Origin of the sequence: Vibrio sp. V30_P3S12P165, from assembly GCF_009904905.1 — a bacterium.
GTDB lineage: Bacteria > Pseudomonadota > Gammaproteobacteria > Enterobacterales > Vibrionaceae > Vibrio > Vibrio fujianensis.
This window is the reverse complement of record NZ_WXWH01000030.1, coordinates 160,025-173,698: the sequence shown is the minus strand read 5'-3', so window position 1 is coordinate 173,698 and position 13,674 is coordinate 160,025. Positions and strand designations below refer to the sequence as shown.

The window sequence follows — 13,674 nt, the reverse complement described above, 5'->3', positions numbered from 1 at the left end:
AATCGTAGAAATAGAGCGATTATCCGCCATTCTTTTGTGTGTATCAAAATGTAACATTATTTATGGATCTGAACCAATTTGACTCTCTTCTTCCACCACAAATGGCTGAACGTGCGGCGGTAACAGGGGAAAGTAAAGCAACCAAGCCTATCTACAAATCATTTTTATTAGCCATTTCTGCGGGTATACATATCGGCATTGCTTTTATTTTTTATACGGTGGTCACGACCGGAGCCCAAGATATTCCTTATGGTATTACTAAATTAATCGGTGGCTTAGCTTTTAGTTTAGGCCTTATTCTAGTTGTGATTACTGGTGGTGAATTATTTACCAGTTCAGTATTAACTTTGGTAGCCAAAGCCAGTGGAAAAATCTCGTGGCCTCAATTAGTAAAAAACTGGATCGTGGTTTATTTTGGTAATTTATGCGGTTCTGTTTTGCTTGTGGCTATTATGCTTTCGACTCGGCAATTTATGGAGGATGGCGGTCAGTTGGGGTTGAATGCGATGGCTATTGCTGAACATAAGCTGCACCATGGATTCTTCCAAGCTTTTTCGCTCGGGTTAATGTGTAATATCTTGGTCTGTCTGGCCGTATGGATGACATTCAGTGCGCGTTCATTAACGGATAAAGTTATGGTATTGATCTTACCGGTGGCGATGTTTGTTTCGTCAGGCTTTGAACACTGTATTGCGAATATGTACCAAGTTCCGATGGCTATTGGCATTAAGTATGTCGCGCCTGAAAGCTTTTGGCAATTGACAGGGGCAGATATAACTCAATATGCAGATCTAACCATGGTTAACTTTATCATGAATAATCTGATTCCTGTAACATTAGGTAATATTGTCGGCGGTGGTGTGTTCGTTGGTATATGGTATTGGTTGATATACCTTAAAGATTAATCAATTTGGGATAAAATCGTCATAAGTGGGCGATTTTATCACTTTGTTATCCACATTTTCTGTGGATAAGTTGCTTTAAAGCCCGTGAGTAACCTTAACTCTCTGATTTGTTAAATTAATATTTCATTTATTTTATTTCATTAGGCGTTTATTGCTGGTGATGATTTGAGCAGTGTTACAGCCTTTTATCGTATTACAAGCAATAAAAACCTTATTTTTCTTTTTAAAATACCTTCTATTGATAATAAAAAGATACAAATGCTTATTTTGTTAACTTTTCGTCTATTCTCTGCTTTTCACTTATCAGTAATGTTGTTTTAACATCAATAAATAACTGCCATGGCTAAATAATCACCACATATCAGTGTGCTTATCTTTTACTTGTGTTAAAGAGATGAAAGCGGGCAACAAATAGTGGAGAAATTGCATTTTTCTTGATGTAGCACCAAGTATGTATCATGAAATTTTGTACATTGAGTTTCCGGATAGATAACCCATTTTTAAGACAAATTCAGTAGGAAAAGCAATGATTTTAGTGGTAGGTCATAAAAATCCAGACAGTGATAGTATTTGTAGTGCGTTAGTTGCAGCAGAACTACTCAATGCTCGTGGTGTAAAAGTCAAAGCCATCCGTCAGGGTGAAATAAGCCGAGAAACTCAACATATTTTAAATCAAGCAGGAGTGGCTGCTCCTGAACTTCGCACCTCGGTGGCGGGTGAGAAAGTCTGGTTGGTGGATTATAGCGATATGGCACAAGCGCCGGATGATCTGAGCCAAGCTGAAATTCTGGGCATTGTCGATCACCATCGTTTAGGTGATGTGATGACAATTAATCCGCTTGAAGCCTGGATTTGGCCTGTGGGGTGTACTTGCACCATCTTATTTAACTTATGCAAGATGGAAGGGCTTCCTATCACTCGGCCATTAGCAATTTTAATGATGTCTGCTATTTTGTCTGATACGGTCGGTTTTGCTTCTCCAACCTGTACTGAAAAAGATAAACAAGCGGTGACTGAATTGGCCAGCTTAGCTCAAGTAGAGGATTTAGGTGCATTTACACAACAGTTATTAATTGCAAAAACGGATATTGAAGGCTTAAGTGCTGCTCAGTTAGTAGAAAAAGATCTGAAAGCTTATCCTCTTGATGGACGCAATGTGATTGTGGGACAAGTCGAGTTAGCGACCTTAGAGCAGGTCGGCGATCTGATTGACGACTTAGAAATGGATTTACAACGTCGTTGTGAGGAAGATAATTTAGCGTTAGCCGCTTTGATGTTAACGGATATTACCACCGCTCAAACGCGTTTGCTCTTTAAAGGTGAATGGTCAACCAAATTAGAGAAACATGCGCAAGATGGTGTACTGATGATGCATAATACCCTCAGTCGTAAGAAACAAGGTTGGCCTTGGTTACAAACGGAACTAGCGTAATCATTCAATTAAGGTATTATCTCAGCACGAAAAACAGTGGGAGTAAACCATGGTAGATTCACTGAACGCAGAGCAAATTTCATCGCTTAATCAGTATGATTCAGATCAGCGGATGAAATACTCGCTCAAGCAGATCATTGAGCATCAACAGGTGTGGATTTTAACGGATCAACACGGATGTGTAATGCTAAATACAGAAGATGACGACTGTGTTCCGGTCTGGCCTCACCAAGAGTTGGCTCAGGCTTGGGCGACGGGTGAGTGGGCTGATTGCCAGGCCCAAGCCATTCCTCTTCATCAATGGCGTAGCCGTTGGACTCCTGGGTTAAGTGACGATCAATTGTCGGTTGTTGTTTTTCCAAATGATAAAGAAGAGGGCGTGGTTTTATTTCCTGATGAGTTCGACTTCGAGCTGAATAAACAACAAAAAGCGCGCTAGAAGCGCATTTGTGTTCTTGTATAACAAAAGGCCCACATTAGTATGTGGGCCTTTTGTTATGTTGCACGGATATTATTTGAAACTCGGTGCTTTTTGAAAATGGCTTTCGATCATCCGCTGGGTGATTGGATGCTGAGGTTCAGAGAGCACTTGCAAGGTATCTCCGAATTCAACCACTTCACCTTCATGCATGACCATCACTTTATCAGTGATATGTTTGACGATACCAATATGTTGGGAAACATAAATAAACGAGACGCCCATCTCTTCTTGTAGTTCAAGAAAAAGATTGATGATCTGTGAACGCATGGCCATGTCTAAACCATTTAAAGCTTCATCAGCAATAATGATTGAAGGTTGCAAAATGAGCGCACGAGCTAAACAGACCCGTTGCTTTTGCCCCGTTGCTAGCATTTGTGGATAGAAATAAGCATGCTCAGGCAGTAACCCTACCCGAAGTAAGGTGTCTTTGACTCGCTTTAGTCGTGCTTCAGGCGTCATATTGGTATTACGCTTGAGTGGACCTTCTAAAATTCGACCAATTTGCAGTCGAGGATTGAGTGATGTGTTAGGATCTTGAAAAATCATCCGGATTAACTTACAACGTGTTGAGTAATCTTGGTGTTCAAGTCGCTCGCCATTCACTAAAATTTCGCCACAGGTTGGCTCGACCATACCTGCTAGCATCCGAGCTAAAGTTGACTTTCCTGAGCCATTTTGGCCAATAAAACCGATAGTTTGCCCAGCTTCTAAACAAAAACTAACGGGTTTTACCGCCTGTTGAATTTTTTTACGGAATAAGCCAGAGCGAGTGATAAAGTCTTTAGATAGCTGGTTGACTTCTAATAATGATGCACTCATGGCTAGGGCTCCATGTTGAGTGGGAAATGACAGGCAAATTTATGATTTTTAACCCAACGAGTCGCAGGCACTTCAACGCATTGGCGTTGTGCGTAAGGGCAGCGAGGGCCGAGCCGACAACCGATAGGCAAGTGCTGAAGTGGAGGAATAGATCCCGGTAAAGATTGTAATTTTTGTTTATGAGGAATCCAGTCGCTAAAATCAGGCATGGCTTTAAGTAGTGCAACCGTATAAGGGTGCTTTGGTTCGGTCATGATTTTTTGTGTATCAGCAGATTCAACAGATTGGCCGCAATACATAACGGTGATTCGGTTTGCCCACTGGGTAATGGTCGTTAAGTCATGTCCAATCAGTAAAATAGAGGTGTTATTGACCTGATTCATTCTACTGAGTAAGCGCAAAATTTGCGATTGAGTGATCGGGTCTAAGTCATTGGTTGGCTCATCTGCAATTAATAACTTAGGTTTTGCCGCAATCGCCATGGCGATCATTACTTTTTGGCATTCGCCATCCGTCATTTCGTAAGGATAGCTGCTCATAATACGTCGATGATCTTTAATACCGACTTTATGCAATAAAGCAATTGCTTGTTTTTTTCGCCAAGTAAAGCGTTGCCACCAACGCCCCTCAAAGGTTCGGGAAGGAATCGATTCGATTAATTGTTCACCGATTTTTTCAGAAGGATCGAGACAGGTAGATGGCTCTTGAAAAATCATTGCAATGTCACGAGCGATCACTCGCCGACGCTCACGAGGGGTGAGTTGTAATAAGTCTACATTTCCCAGTCTTAATCGATCAGCGCTGATGCGCCAGTTTTCTTTACTCACCCCAACAATTGCTTTCGCAACTAAACTTTTTCCTGAGCCAGACTCACCAACCAAACCACGAATTTCACCTTCATTCATGGTTAAACTCATCCGATCAACGGCTTTAACAATACCTTGTGGGGTATCAATTTCAATCGTGAGATGACGGATATCAAGTAATGGCATTATTCAACTCCCGCATTGAGCGCTTGGCGAACCCCTTCACCAACGAGGTTGATCATAACAACAGTAAACATAATGGCGATACCCGGTAATGTGACCGTCCAGGGGGCAAGGTAAATTAGTTCAACGGCATCACCTAACATGGCTCCCCACTCAGTACTTGGTGATTGCGCCCCCAGACCTAAAAAGCCTAATGCTGAAATATCTAAAATTGCAATCGATAATGCCATGGTTACTTCTGCGGTTATCACGGGTAAAATATTAGGTAAGATGGAATACCAAAGTAAATAGACATCGCTAGCTCCATCTAAGCGAGCGGCTAGAATGTAGTCTTTTTCTACTTCACTATGCACAGTAATATAGACGGAACGAATAAACCGAGGGATCAATGCTAAACAGATAGCGAGCATAATATTGAACTCTCCGACCCCTAAAAATGCCACGAAAATAATCGCTAGAAGTAGCGAGGGGATCGACATGACGGTATCAAGTAAATGATTCAAGGTGCTAGATAGTAGCCCTTTAGTCATGCCCGCCAATGTTCCGATCACACAACCAATCAGCGTGGCAATTAGTGTGATCAATAACGCAGCACCAAAGGTAATTCGTGAGCCATCTATTAAGCGAGATAAAATATCGCGTCCAAAATCATCAGTACCCAAAAAAAATTGCACGGTTCCTGAAGGATCCCACGACGGTGGCATTAATAATTCCCCAGAAGCGATATGAGGATCATGAGGTATGATCCAATGTGAAGATAATGTAAGAATGAAGATAATTCCTAGACACCATAAACCAAACATCGCCAGCTTATTCGCTTTGTAACTACGCCAAAAACGTTCAAATTGGCTTGGAATATGCTCTTCTTGGTAAACATTATTGGTTAGCATACCATTCCTTCCTTACTAAAGGATTCACCAGAGTGCCGATTAAATCAGAGAGAATACTGGCCGTTAACACCAGAGTGCCTACCACAATGACCCCGGCTTGAATGGAAACATAATCTTTATTGGCCAGCGCATCGAGTAACCAGCGGCCAATTCCTGGCCAATTAAAGATCGATTCGGTAATAATGGCCAGTGTCAACATACTTGAGAGCTGCACACCAAACTTAGGAATAATAGGCGGGATTGCGTTTCGTAACACATGTTGAGTGACAATCCGATAATAGGAGAGTCCCTTGATGCGAGCGGCACGAATATAATTTTCACTCATCACATTAGCAACGGAGGCGCGCATTAATCCAGTGATCTGAGTCGTCGGTGCCAAAGCTAGCACCAAGCAAGGCAGCACCATATGCTCAATGACGCTTGCTAGAGCATGGCTACGATAAGGCCCTTGGGCAAGAAAAGCATCAATCAAGGCAAATCCGGTTACGGGCTTAATTTGATAGAGTAGGTCATAGCGTCCCGCCACGGGAAAAACTTCATACTGAAGCGAGAAAATCATGATCATCATTAAAGCGACCCAGAAAATCGGAGCTGAATAACCTGACATCGAAGTAAATGAAATAATCGTATCCAGCCATTTGCCTTGTTTCATACCAGCTAATGTGCCTAGTGGAATGCCAATCAATAAGGATAATATGAAGGCGACGAAACAAAGCTCTAGTGTGGCAGGAAAAACAAAAAGTAGTTCTTCAAAAATAGCCACCCCGCCTTTACTGATCCCGAAGTTTAAGTTGACGAGTTGCTTAAGATAAACCCACCAACCGAACCAAAACTCTTGATGAGCCATAGGCGATGTGGGTTCAAGGCGTAGGAGTGAATAACCGACCATGGTTAAAATCAGCAAGGTAATAACAAAGAGGTTTAATCGGCGCAGTGTGTAACTAAACATTATTCACTTATTCTCTCAATGGTATGAAAAGGCTGAGTACTAAATGGGCTCAGATAAAATCCGGTAAGTGATTTGTGGTAAGCTTTAAACTGTTTACCATGTGTTAATGGGATCACGGGAAAGGCTTGATTTAAGATATTCTGTGCCTGAGTATAGAGGTTTAATCGATAGCGTGGTCGGTTAGTTTCTAACGCTAAATCCAATAGGAAATCAAACTCACGATCACACCATTGAGCAACATTTACGCCTGCCTGATTGGCATTACATGAGAGTAATGAGCGTAGAAAATGATCTGGGTTACTGGTTGCGCCTGCCCAGCCAGTTAAAGATAAATCAACCTCGTCACGTGCTGAGAACTCATTTCGTTCTGAACGCTCTTCCCAGATTAGATGTAAATCTACCCCAACATCTGCCAAGTTAGCTTGAATTAATTCTGCGGTCTTTCTTGGACTAGGATTATACGCTCTAGGTTCAATCGGGACAGACATTGTCAGTTTAAGTCCAGAGCTAAATCCAGCCTCTTTGAGTAGGGCGAGGGCATAGTGTCGGTCATAACGGACTTGAACGCTATCTTGTTGATAAGCCCAAGAGGAAGGCGGAAGAATGCTATAAGCAACACTGCCGGTGTCGTAATAAACTGAATCTAAAATTTTATTTCGATTAATAGCAAAATTCAGTGCTTGACGGACGCGCACATCTTGCAAAATAGGACGTTGGGTATTTACCGCAATAAAGGCGACATTCATGGCTGACGTCGTATCAAGAACGAGATCTGATTGCGCTTTGATGGTCGGAATCTGACTGGCTATCGGAGAAACCAATACATCACATTCATGGCGCAATAATTTGGCTAATGTGCCAGTTCCTCGTTGCGAAATATCAAACACCACTTGGCTCATCTGTGCTGGGCCATTCCAATAGTTAGAGTGACGCCGTAACCGAATAAAGTCTCTTGGCTGATACTGCTCCAAATAAAAAGGCCCAGTACCAACGGGATGGCTATCTAACATTGCGCGTTGATGGTTTAATTCCAACTGTTGAGCATATTCGGCAGAAAGGATAACCGCATAAGTTGTTGCAATATTAGTAAGAAAAGTATTGTCTGGGTGATTGAGAGTAAATTTTACCGTTTGCGGATCAATCGCTTTGATGTCTTGGACCAGTCCCGCAAAGTCTAAGCTGCTAAACCAAGGATAAGTCGCGTGGTTTATGGCATGAAAAGGATGAGAGGTATCAATGATTCGGCGGAAGCTGAAAACAACATCTTCGGCGTTCAGTGGACGACTTGGAGTAAACCAAGCGGTTGATTGAAACTGAACGTCTTGACGCAGGGTAAAAAAGTACTCTAGCCCTTGATTTTTAACGACCCACTGGGTTGCTAAACTGGGCTGTGGAAGGTGTGTTTCTGGATTTAAGGTTAACAGCGTATCATATATTTGCGGGCTTAGCGTTTCAGAGGTAATACCACTATCTACCAATTGTGGATTAAAGGTAGTCGGGGTACTTTGACCGCAATATACAAAGCCAGACTGGCGAATATTGTTATGATCAATACTTTCGCCGCAGCCTGTAAGTACGGTGAGAGCGCATAATCCGAGAGTCAGTCTTAATAAAGAGTTCATAGTGAAGTATTTCTGTGAGCAACAAGGCTAAGCGAGATAGCTTGTGCCTCAAAATCCAGTTAATTTACCATTCTTTACTGAACAAGGCCAAATGAAAAGGTCAGCTTATCGATCATTTGTCGGTTCTCCAAAGGTTAATGATGATTTTCTGATGAAAGTAACTGAAACTATCGCACCATGCCACGAAATGAAGCATAGCTCAATCTTAATCTCCATCATAATGCGGCGTGATGCTGGATGAATAGAGCACGGTTAACAACCAGCTTCAGCAATGATTTACTGTGTTCGGTTTGTCATTATTTATGGTTAAGGGGTAGTCTGTCATTGGTGTTAACTATCCGTGGTCTTGCTTGTTAAACGAATCGAATTTAATCGATAAAAATAGAGTATTTATTATGAATGAACCGATAGTCTGTGCGTGGGAAATGACACACCCTCTCGAGCGACATTATCACGCCACCGAGTGGGGGAAACCGGTTTATGATGATCAGGTTTTATTTGAATTTTTAACGCTGGAAGGCGCACAAGCCGGACTCAGTTGGCTGACTATCCTTAAGAAACGAGAAGGATATCGGCAAGCATTTTCGAATTATGATCTTACGGTTTTGGCCAGTCATGATGACTCTAAGATTGATGCTATTATTGCTCAGTTTGATGTGGTCAAGCACCGAGGGAAAATTGGCTCGGTTTTTTCTAATGCGAGAGCTGCGTTGGTATTACAAGCAGAATATGGCTCTTTAAGTCAGCTGCTTTGGTCGTTTGTGGGGGGAATACCCATCCTCAATCAGTGGCAGGATAGGAAACAAATTCCGAGTACTAGCCGCGAGTCTCATGCGATGAGCCAATGCTTAAAACAACATGGGTTTAAGTTCGTCGGCCCAACGATTTGCTATGCGTTTATGCAGGCGGTGGGGATGGTCAATGATCACTTGCTGCATTGCCCACACCGCTAGATAAATTAGAGCGCCATGACGCTCTAATCGAGTAAAAACCGCTTGTGATTTTCGATAGCATTCAAAACGCATTATCAACCGATTGATTTGCTGCCTGATTGAACAACGCTCAGTGATCCATTTTTTCGGCTAACATTGTTTGATAACGAACGAACCCTTGTGCCAGATCCGCGATCAAGTCATCGACGTCTTCTAACCCAATATGCAAACGAATCAGTGTGCCAGTAAAATGGGGGTTAGCCACGGTACGTAAACTGTCAAAGCTGTTTGGTTCATTCGCTAAAATCAGGCTTTCAAAGCCACCCCATGAATAACCCATACTAAAGTGCTGCATGCCATCGAGCAAAGCGGTGGTTGCTTGTGGATAGCTAGTTTTTAACACCACAGAAAATAAACCATTACCTCCGGTAAAATCTCGCTGAAAAACCGGATGGCCAGGACAACTCTCTAGTGCAGGGTGACGAACATGATCAACCAACGGATGCTGCGCTAACCACTGTGCCACTTTTAGACTACTTTGGGCATGTTGGCGTAATCGGACATCTAACGTTCTTAATCCGCGTAGGCCAAGATAGGCATCATCAGGCGAAATGCATTGACCCATTAAATAACTCTGTTCGCGCAGTTGATCCCAAAATGGTGCTTTAGCCACTGCGGTACCCAACATCACATCGGAGTGTCCGACGATGTATTTTGTCGCAGCTTGAATAGAAATATCCACCCCATAGTCTAACGCTGAAAAGTTGACTCCAGCAGACCAAGTGTTGTCCATCATAACAATAATGCCATGGTCATGAGCGATTCGTGCTAGGGTTGGAATGTCTTGCACTTCCATTGTGATTGAACCGGGAGATTCGGTAAATAACACCTTAGTGTTGGGCTGGATTAGGGTATGAATCTCTTCGCCAATCATGGGGTCATAATAGGTGGTTTCTACCCCAAATCTCTTCAAGACGGTATTGCAGAAATCTCGAGTTGGTTCATAACAGGTGTCGACCATTAATAGGTGATCGCCAGACTGAACAAACGCAAGAATGGTATTACTGATGGCGGCGGCCCCACAAGGATAAAGTGCACAACCAGCACCGCCCTCAATATTGCTCATCGCTTCTTGAAACGCGAAGTGGGTCGTGGTTCCACGACGACCGTAAAATAACGTTTTATTGGCTCGGTTAATGGTCGCGTGACGCTTTTCGGTTACACTATCAAATATAATGGTTGAAGCGCGTTGTACGGGCGGGTTAACGGCACCTTGCGTCCATTTTTTATTGCGTCCAGCGGTCACAAGCTGAGTCTTTTTGCCTTCTGACATGAATTGTCCTTTTCTCAATGGTGAATAGGGTATTTAAAACATGAAGGCGCGGTTGAATGCAAGCCCGAAGGCCTGTTTTATGTAAGCAGGCCTTCGGGTGCTAGAAGTTTAAAGCAAGGGATTGAAGAGATAAAATAACCGTTCTAAAAAACGATGGCCTAGTGAGCGCTCTTCCCATAGTGAATCGCTAACGGCTTGGGACTGGTTAATATAGTTTTCTTGTTGCCAATAGAGTTGCTGGGTAAATTCTTCATCATCAACCGCTAACGTCACCTCAAAGTTAAGCCATAAGCTACGCATATCTAAATTTACGGTGCCGACTAAGCAGAACTGTCGATCGATGACCACCGATTTAGTGTGTAATAAACCGCCATAAAACTCGTGGATAATAACTCCAGCTTGGAGCAATTCGCCATAAAAAGCCCGCGAAGCCCACTGCACCATAAATGAATCATTTTTTTGAGGGATGATTAATTCAACCTTTACACCACGTTGTGCGGTCATTTTTAAGGTTGCTAGTAGATCGGCACTAGGGACAAAGTAGGGAGTGGTAATCCGAACCGACTCATTCGCCTGATTGATCGCCAATGTCAATACTTGAGAAATCAAATTTTCAGGCATTCCAGGTCCCGAGGGAACAACCTGTATCGGATGCTGTGGAATATTCACATCAAGTTGGCATTCTGGAATCTTAGGTAGCATACGAGAGCCAGTTTCTACCTCCCAATCCCAACAATGAATGGCTGATAAGACATTTACGGTCGGGCCGGTAATTCGAACCATAATATCAACCCACTGACCCACTCCAGAATCTTGTTTAAAAAAAGCAGGATCCACCATATTCATTGAGCCAGTATAAGCAATGCTGTCGTCTATCACGATGATTTTTCTATGCTGGCGTAAGTCGAGTCGACGTAAAAATATCCGCCAAGGGCTGACTTCTAAAGCTTGTACCACATGGATACCCGCTGTACGCATCATTTTATACCAGTGACTACGGAAAAACCGTGGGCTACCAGCAGAGTCAAGTAACAGTTTTACATCCACGCCTCGTTTAGCGGCTTGAATTAATGCGGATCCAACAGCATCGGCTAAACCTCCCGGATGCCAAATGTAAAACTCCATACGGATATTGTGCTGAGCTTGTTCGATGTCTTCAATAATTGAATGCAAGATCTCGTTTGGTGAGTTTTGCAACGATAAGCTATTACCACTTAAGGCGGGAATGCCCATTCGATGGTTACAGAGTTTATCGATTTTATAGATAGGGGCTCCCATGGTTTCTGGTAAATGAGCTTGACAGTCATTTAGGTTTAAAAACCATTCGCCAAAAGGTTTAAACATTTCTTTGGCCCGTTCGGCACGTTTACGCCCTAGATTTAGCTCACCAAACAGGAAATAGCATATAATTCCAACAATAGGGAGTATATAAATCACCATTAACCAAGCAAGAGAGACACTGACAGCTCTACGTTTTAGTACGACACGCAGAGTAATACCGGCAATTAATAGCCAATAGATTGCGATGCCAGCAAGCATTAAAAAGTGATAAATCTTATCCATACTGATTTGATACCTATAATTACCAATCTGGATAGTAAAGGGAAAGTATCAGATAAGGAAGAGGGAGAATGGGATATGAAATAGAAACCGCATAAAAGGAGTATGATTTTTACAATAGGCACAGAGTATAAATTAAATGCGTCGAAAAAATCATCAAATATTAAATAAAAAATGCGGTTTAACTAGAATTTATAAAGTTCGGACTTCCAATTTTATGCTTAAACTGTTCTACTTACTACCCTTCTGGGTGTGACTTAATTTTTTATTGCTGTACACATATGTGTACACTTAAGTTGGCATCGTAAGTATCAATACAATCTAGTGGTATAAAGATAATGGCGAGTAGTTCTCGAGGCCAATTCTCTTCACGATTTGGTTTTATCATGGCGGCTGCGGGCTCCGCAGTTGGACTTGGCAATGTATGGGGGTTCCCCACTCAAGCGGCCAGTAATGGTGGCGCGGTATTTTTGATTGTCTACTTGCTGATGGTCTTCTTACTGGCTTTTCCTATGCTCGTTGCTGAGCTGACGATTGGTCGCTATGGTCAATCTAATCCTATTCGTTCGTTCCGAGCGGCTTGGCCACAAGGTAAAGCAGGGGCGATACTTTTGGGTATCGTCGGTATGATTGTAGTGTCATTAATTTTGAGTTTTTACGCTATTGTTGCGGGTTGGTTAGTGGGTTCATTGTTTGGAAGTGGTTTTGATTTAATTGGGATGCCAACCATGAGCCACTGGTTAATTAGTTTTACCACCGAGCGTAATTTAGTTTTGATGGTGGCCTTTATGATCTTGACCATGGTCGTCGTCCGGAATGGGGTGGCTAATGGTATTGAAAAGTGGTCAACGCGTTTAATGCCACTGTTATTTGCCTTATTTGCTTTATTAACGGTCTATATCTTTACTCAGGATGGAGCATGGGAAGGTTTGAAAATGTACTTGGTTCCTGATATTTCTCACCTCACTCCTAAGTTAGTGGTTAGCGCCATGGGGCAAGCTTTCTTTTCACTTTCGTTAGGTGTGTGTGTCATGACCACCTATGGCTCTTATCTTAAAAAAGAAGCGAACTTACCAAAAACAGCGGCACAAGTGGCGCTGTTGGATACTGGGGTGGCATTTATTGCTGGACTGATGGTTTTACCTGCGATGTTTGTTGCTAAACATAACGGCGTTGAAATTTTCTCGTCATCGGGTGAACTACTGAATTCTGATACCTTAGTTTTTACGGTATTGCCCGCCATGTTTGAAACCATGGGAACCGTTGGTGCATTAATTGGTTTGGTCTTCTTTTTATTAATGATTATTGCAGCATTGACCTCTTCTATCTCGATGCTGGAGGTTCCTGTGGCTTGTGCTATCGAAGAATTACAACAAAAACGGACAACGGCAGTGTTGTGGATAGGCGGGCTAGTAACATTAATTTCTAGTATTGTTGTGTTTAATTTCTCCCGTCTATTTGGATTAGTGATTGAAATTACCACGGTTTATTCTCAACCGATTATCGCTTTATTAATCACGCTGATTGTAGGGTGGATCTGGAATCGTAATCAGATTCTAACGGAGTTAAAACAAGGTTATCCAGAAATTGAACATAGCTGGTTTTGGAAAATCTGGCCGTTGTATGTTCGTATTGTGTGCCCGATTTTAATGTTGATGGTCTTTTTCGCGTAACTTGAACTATTGCCGTAAAAAACAGTAAAACCGCCTTTGAGGGCGGTTTTACTGTTTTTTGCCACTCTTTAGTAACGACGGAGCGTCAG

Annotated in this window: 12 protein-coding genes; 5 read left to right on the top strand and 7 right to left on the bottom strand. The window is 42.5% G+C overall.

Annotated features, from left to right (window positions below; all coding sequences use genetic code 11):
- The first annotated feature begins 62 nt into the window (after positions 1-62).
- The 3 genes from focA (at position 63) to CAG57_RS06430 (ending at position 2,776) form a co-directional block, all read left to right on the top strand.
- Positions 63-905, top strand: coding sequence for a formate transporter FocA (focA, locus tag CAG57_RS06440; protein WP_161433753.1), 843 nt, complete (start codon positions 63-65; stop codon positions 903-905).
- Positions 906-1,431: 526 nt separating this feature from the next.
- Positions 1,432-2,337 (top strand): manganese-dependent inorganic pyrophosphatase, encoded by a 906-nt coding sequence (locus CAG57_RS06435; RefSeq protein WP_161427696.1) that lies wholly within the window; start codon positions 1,432-1,434, stop codon positions 2,335-2,337.
- 49 nt (positions 2,338-2,386) lie between these two features.
- On the top strand, positions 2,387-2,776 hold the full coding sequence (locus CAG57_RS06430; protein WP_161427697.1) for a DUF2750 domain-containing protein: 390 nt from the start codon (positions 2,387-2,389) through the stop codon (positions 2,774-2,776).
- Positions 2,777-2,848: 72 nt separating this feature from the next.
- Here CAG57_RS06430 and CAG57_RS06425 read toward each other — a convergent pair whose 3' ends face one another.
- Genes CAG57_RS06425 through sapA form a run of 5 tightly spaced genes read right to left on the bottom strand, consistent with a single transcriptional unit; the run spans position 2,849 to position 8,087 of the window.
- Positions 2,849-3,637, bottom strand: a complete 789-nt coding sequence (locus CAG57_RS06425; protein WP_099612346.1) for a peptide ABC transporter ATP-binding protein — start codon at positions 3,635-3,637, stop codon at positions 2,849-2,851.
- Positions 3,638-3,639: 2 nt separating this feature from the next.
- Positions 3,640-4,629 carry a peptide ABC transporter ATP-binding protein gene (locus tag CAG57_RS06420; protein WP_161427698.1) on the bottom strand — a complete coding sequence of 330 codons (990 nt, stop codon included), beginning with the start codon at positions 4,627-4,629 and terminating at the stop codon, positions 3,640-3,642.
- Positions 4,629-5,516, bottom strand: a complete 888-nt coding sequence (gene sapC / locus CAG57_RS06415) for a putrescine export ABC transporter permease SapC (protein ID WP_099612348.1) — start codon at positions 5,514-5,516, stop codon at positions 4,629-4,631. The genes CAG57_RS06420 and sapC overlap by 1 nt, the downstream gene beginning before the upstream one ends.
- The gene (locus CAG57_RS06410) at positions 5,503-6,465 is read right to left on the bottom strand and encodes an ABC transporter permease (protein WP_161427699.1); all 963 of its coding nucleotides are present in this window, start codon (positions 6,463-6,465) and stop codon (positions 5,503-5,505) included. Before CAG57_RS06410 ends, sapC begins: the two co-directional genes overlap by 14 nt.
- Positions 6,465-8,087 (bottom strand): ABC transporter substrate-binding protein SapA, encoded by a 1,623-nt coding sequence (gene sapA, locus CAG57_RS06405; RefSeq protein WP_161427700.1) that lies wholly within the window; start codon positions 8,085-8,087, stop codon positions 6,465-6,467. Before sapA ends, CAG57_RS06410 begins: the two co-directional genes overlap by 1 nt.
- Positions 8,088-8,479: 392 nt before the next feature.
- Between sapA and CAG57_RS06400 the strand changes: the two genes are divergently transcribed.
- Complete coding sequence (locus CAG57_RS06400; protein WP_425445523.1) at positions 8,480-9,040, top strand: DNA-3-methyladenine glycosylase I; 561 nt, start codon at positions 8,480-8,482, stop codon at positions 9,038-9,040.
- A 109-nt stretch (positions 9,041-9,149) separates the two neighbouring features.
- Here the strand turns inward: CAG57_RS06400 and CAG57_RS06395 are convergent, their stop codons facing one another.
- On the bottom strand, positions 9,150-10,352 hold the full coding sequence (locus CAG57_RS06395) for a cystathionine beta-lyase (protein ID WP_161427701.1): 1,203 nt from the start codon (positions 10,350-10,352) through the stop codon (positions 9,150-9,152).
- 108 nt (positions 10,353-10,460) lie between these two features.
- A complete protein-coding gene (cls, locus tag CAG57_RS06390) occupies positions 10,461-11,915 on the bottom strand; it encodes a cardiolipin synthase (protein ID WP_099612351.1) in 1,455 nt (484 codons plus the stop codon).
- A gap of 335 nt (positions 11,916-12,250) precedes the next feature.
- Between cls and CAG57_RS06385 the strand changes: the two genes are divergently transcribed.
- On the top strand, positions 12,251-13,585 hold the full coding sequence (locus CAG57_RS06385) for a sodium-dependent transporter (protein ID WP_099612352.1): 1,335 nt from the start codon (positions 12,251-12,253) through the stop codon (positions 13,583-13,585).
- The last annotated feature ends 89 nt before the right edge of the window (positions 13,586-13,674 follow it).

What these genes read in the sequence shown, in the direction of transcription:
- CAG57_RS06430 (WP_161427697.1), top strand. Translation starts at nt 2,387, where the DNA reads ATGGTAGATTCACTGAACGCAGAGCAAATTTCATCGCTTAATCAGTAT.
- CAG57_RS06395 (WP_161427701.1), bottom strand. Translation starts at nt 10,352, where the DNA reads ATGTCAGAAGGCAAAAAGACTCAGCTTGTGACCGCTGGACGCAATAAA.
- CAG57_RS06410 (WP_161427699.1), bottom strand. Translation starts at nt 6,465, where the DNA reads ATGTTTAGTTACACACTGCGCCGATTAAACCTCTTTGTTATTACCTTG.
- CAG57_RS06425 (WP_099612346.1), bottom strand. Translation starts at nt 3,637, where the DNA reads ATGAGTGCATCATTATTAGAAGTCAACCAGCTATCTAAAGACTTTATC.
- CAG57_RS06385 (WP_099612352.1), top strand. Translation starts at nt 12,251, where the DNA reads ATGGCGAGTAGTTCTCGAGGCCAATTCTCTTCACGATTTGGTTTTATC.
- focA (WP_161433753.1), top strand. Translation starts at nt 63, where the DNA reads ATGGATCTGAACCAATTTGACTCTCTTCTTCCACCACAAATGGCTGAA.
- cls (WP_099612351.1), bottom strand. Translation starts at nt 11,915, where the DNA reads ATGGATAAGATTTATCACTTTTTAATGCTTGCTGGCATCGCAATCTAT.
- CAG57_RS06420 (WP_161427698.1), bottom strand. Translation starts at nt 4,629, where the DNA reads ATGCCATTACTTGATATCCGTCATCTCACGATTGAAATTGATACCCCA.
- CAG57_RS06435 (WP_161427696.1), top strand. Translation starts at nt 1,432, where the DNA reads ATGATTTTAGTGGTAGGTCATAAAAATCCAGACAGTGATAGTATTTGT.
- sapA (WP_161427700.1), bottom strand. Translation starts at nt 8,087, where the DNA reads ATGAACTCTTTATTAAGACTGACTCTCGGATTATGCGCTCTCACCGTA.
- sapC (WP_099612348.1), bottom strand. Translation starts at nt 5,516, where the DNA reads ATGCTAACCAATAATGTTTACCAAGAAGAGCATATTCCAAGCCAATTT.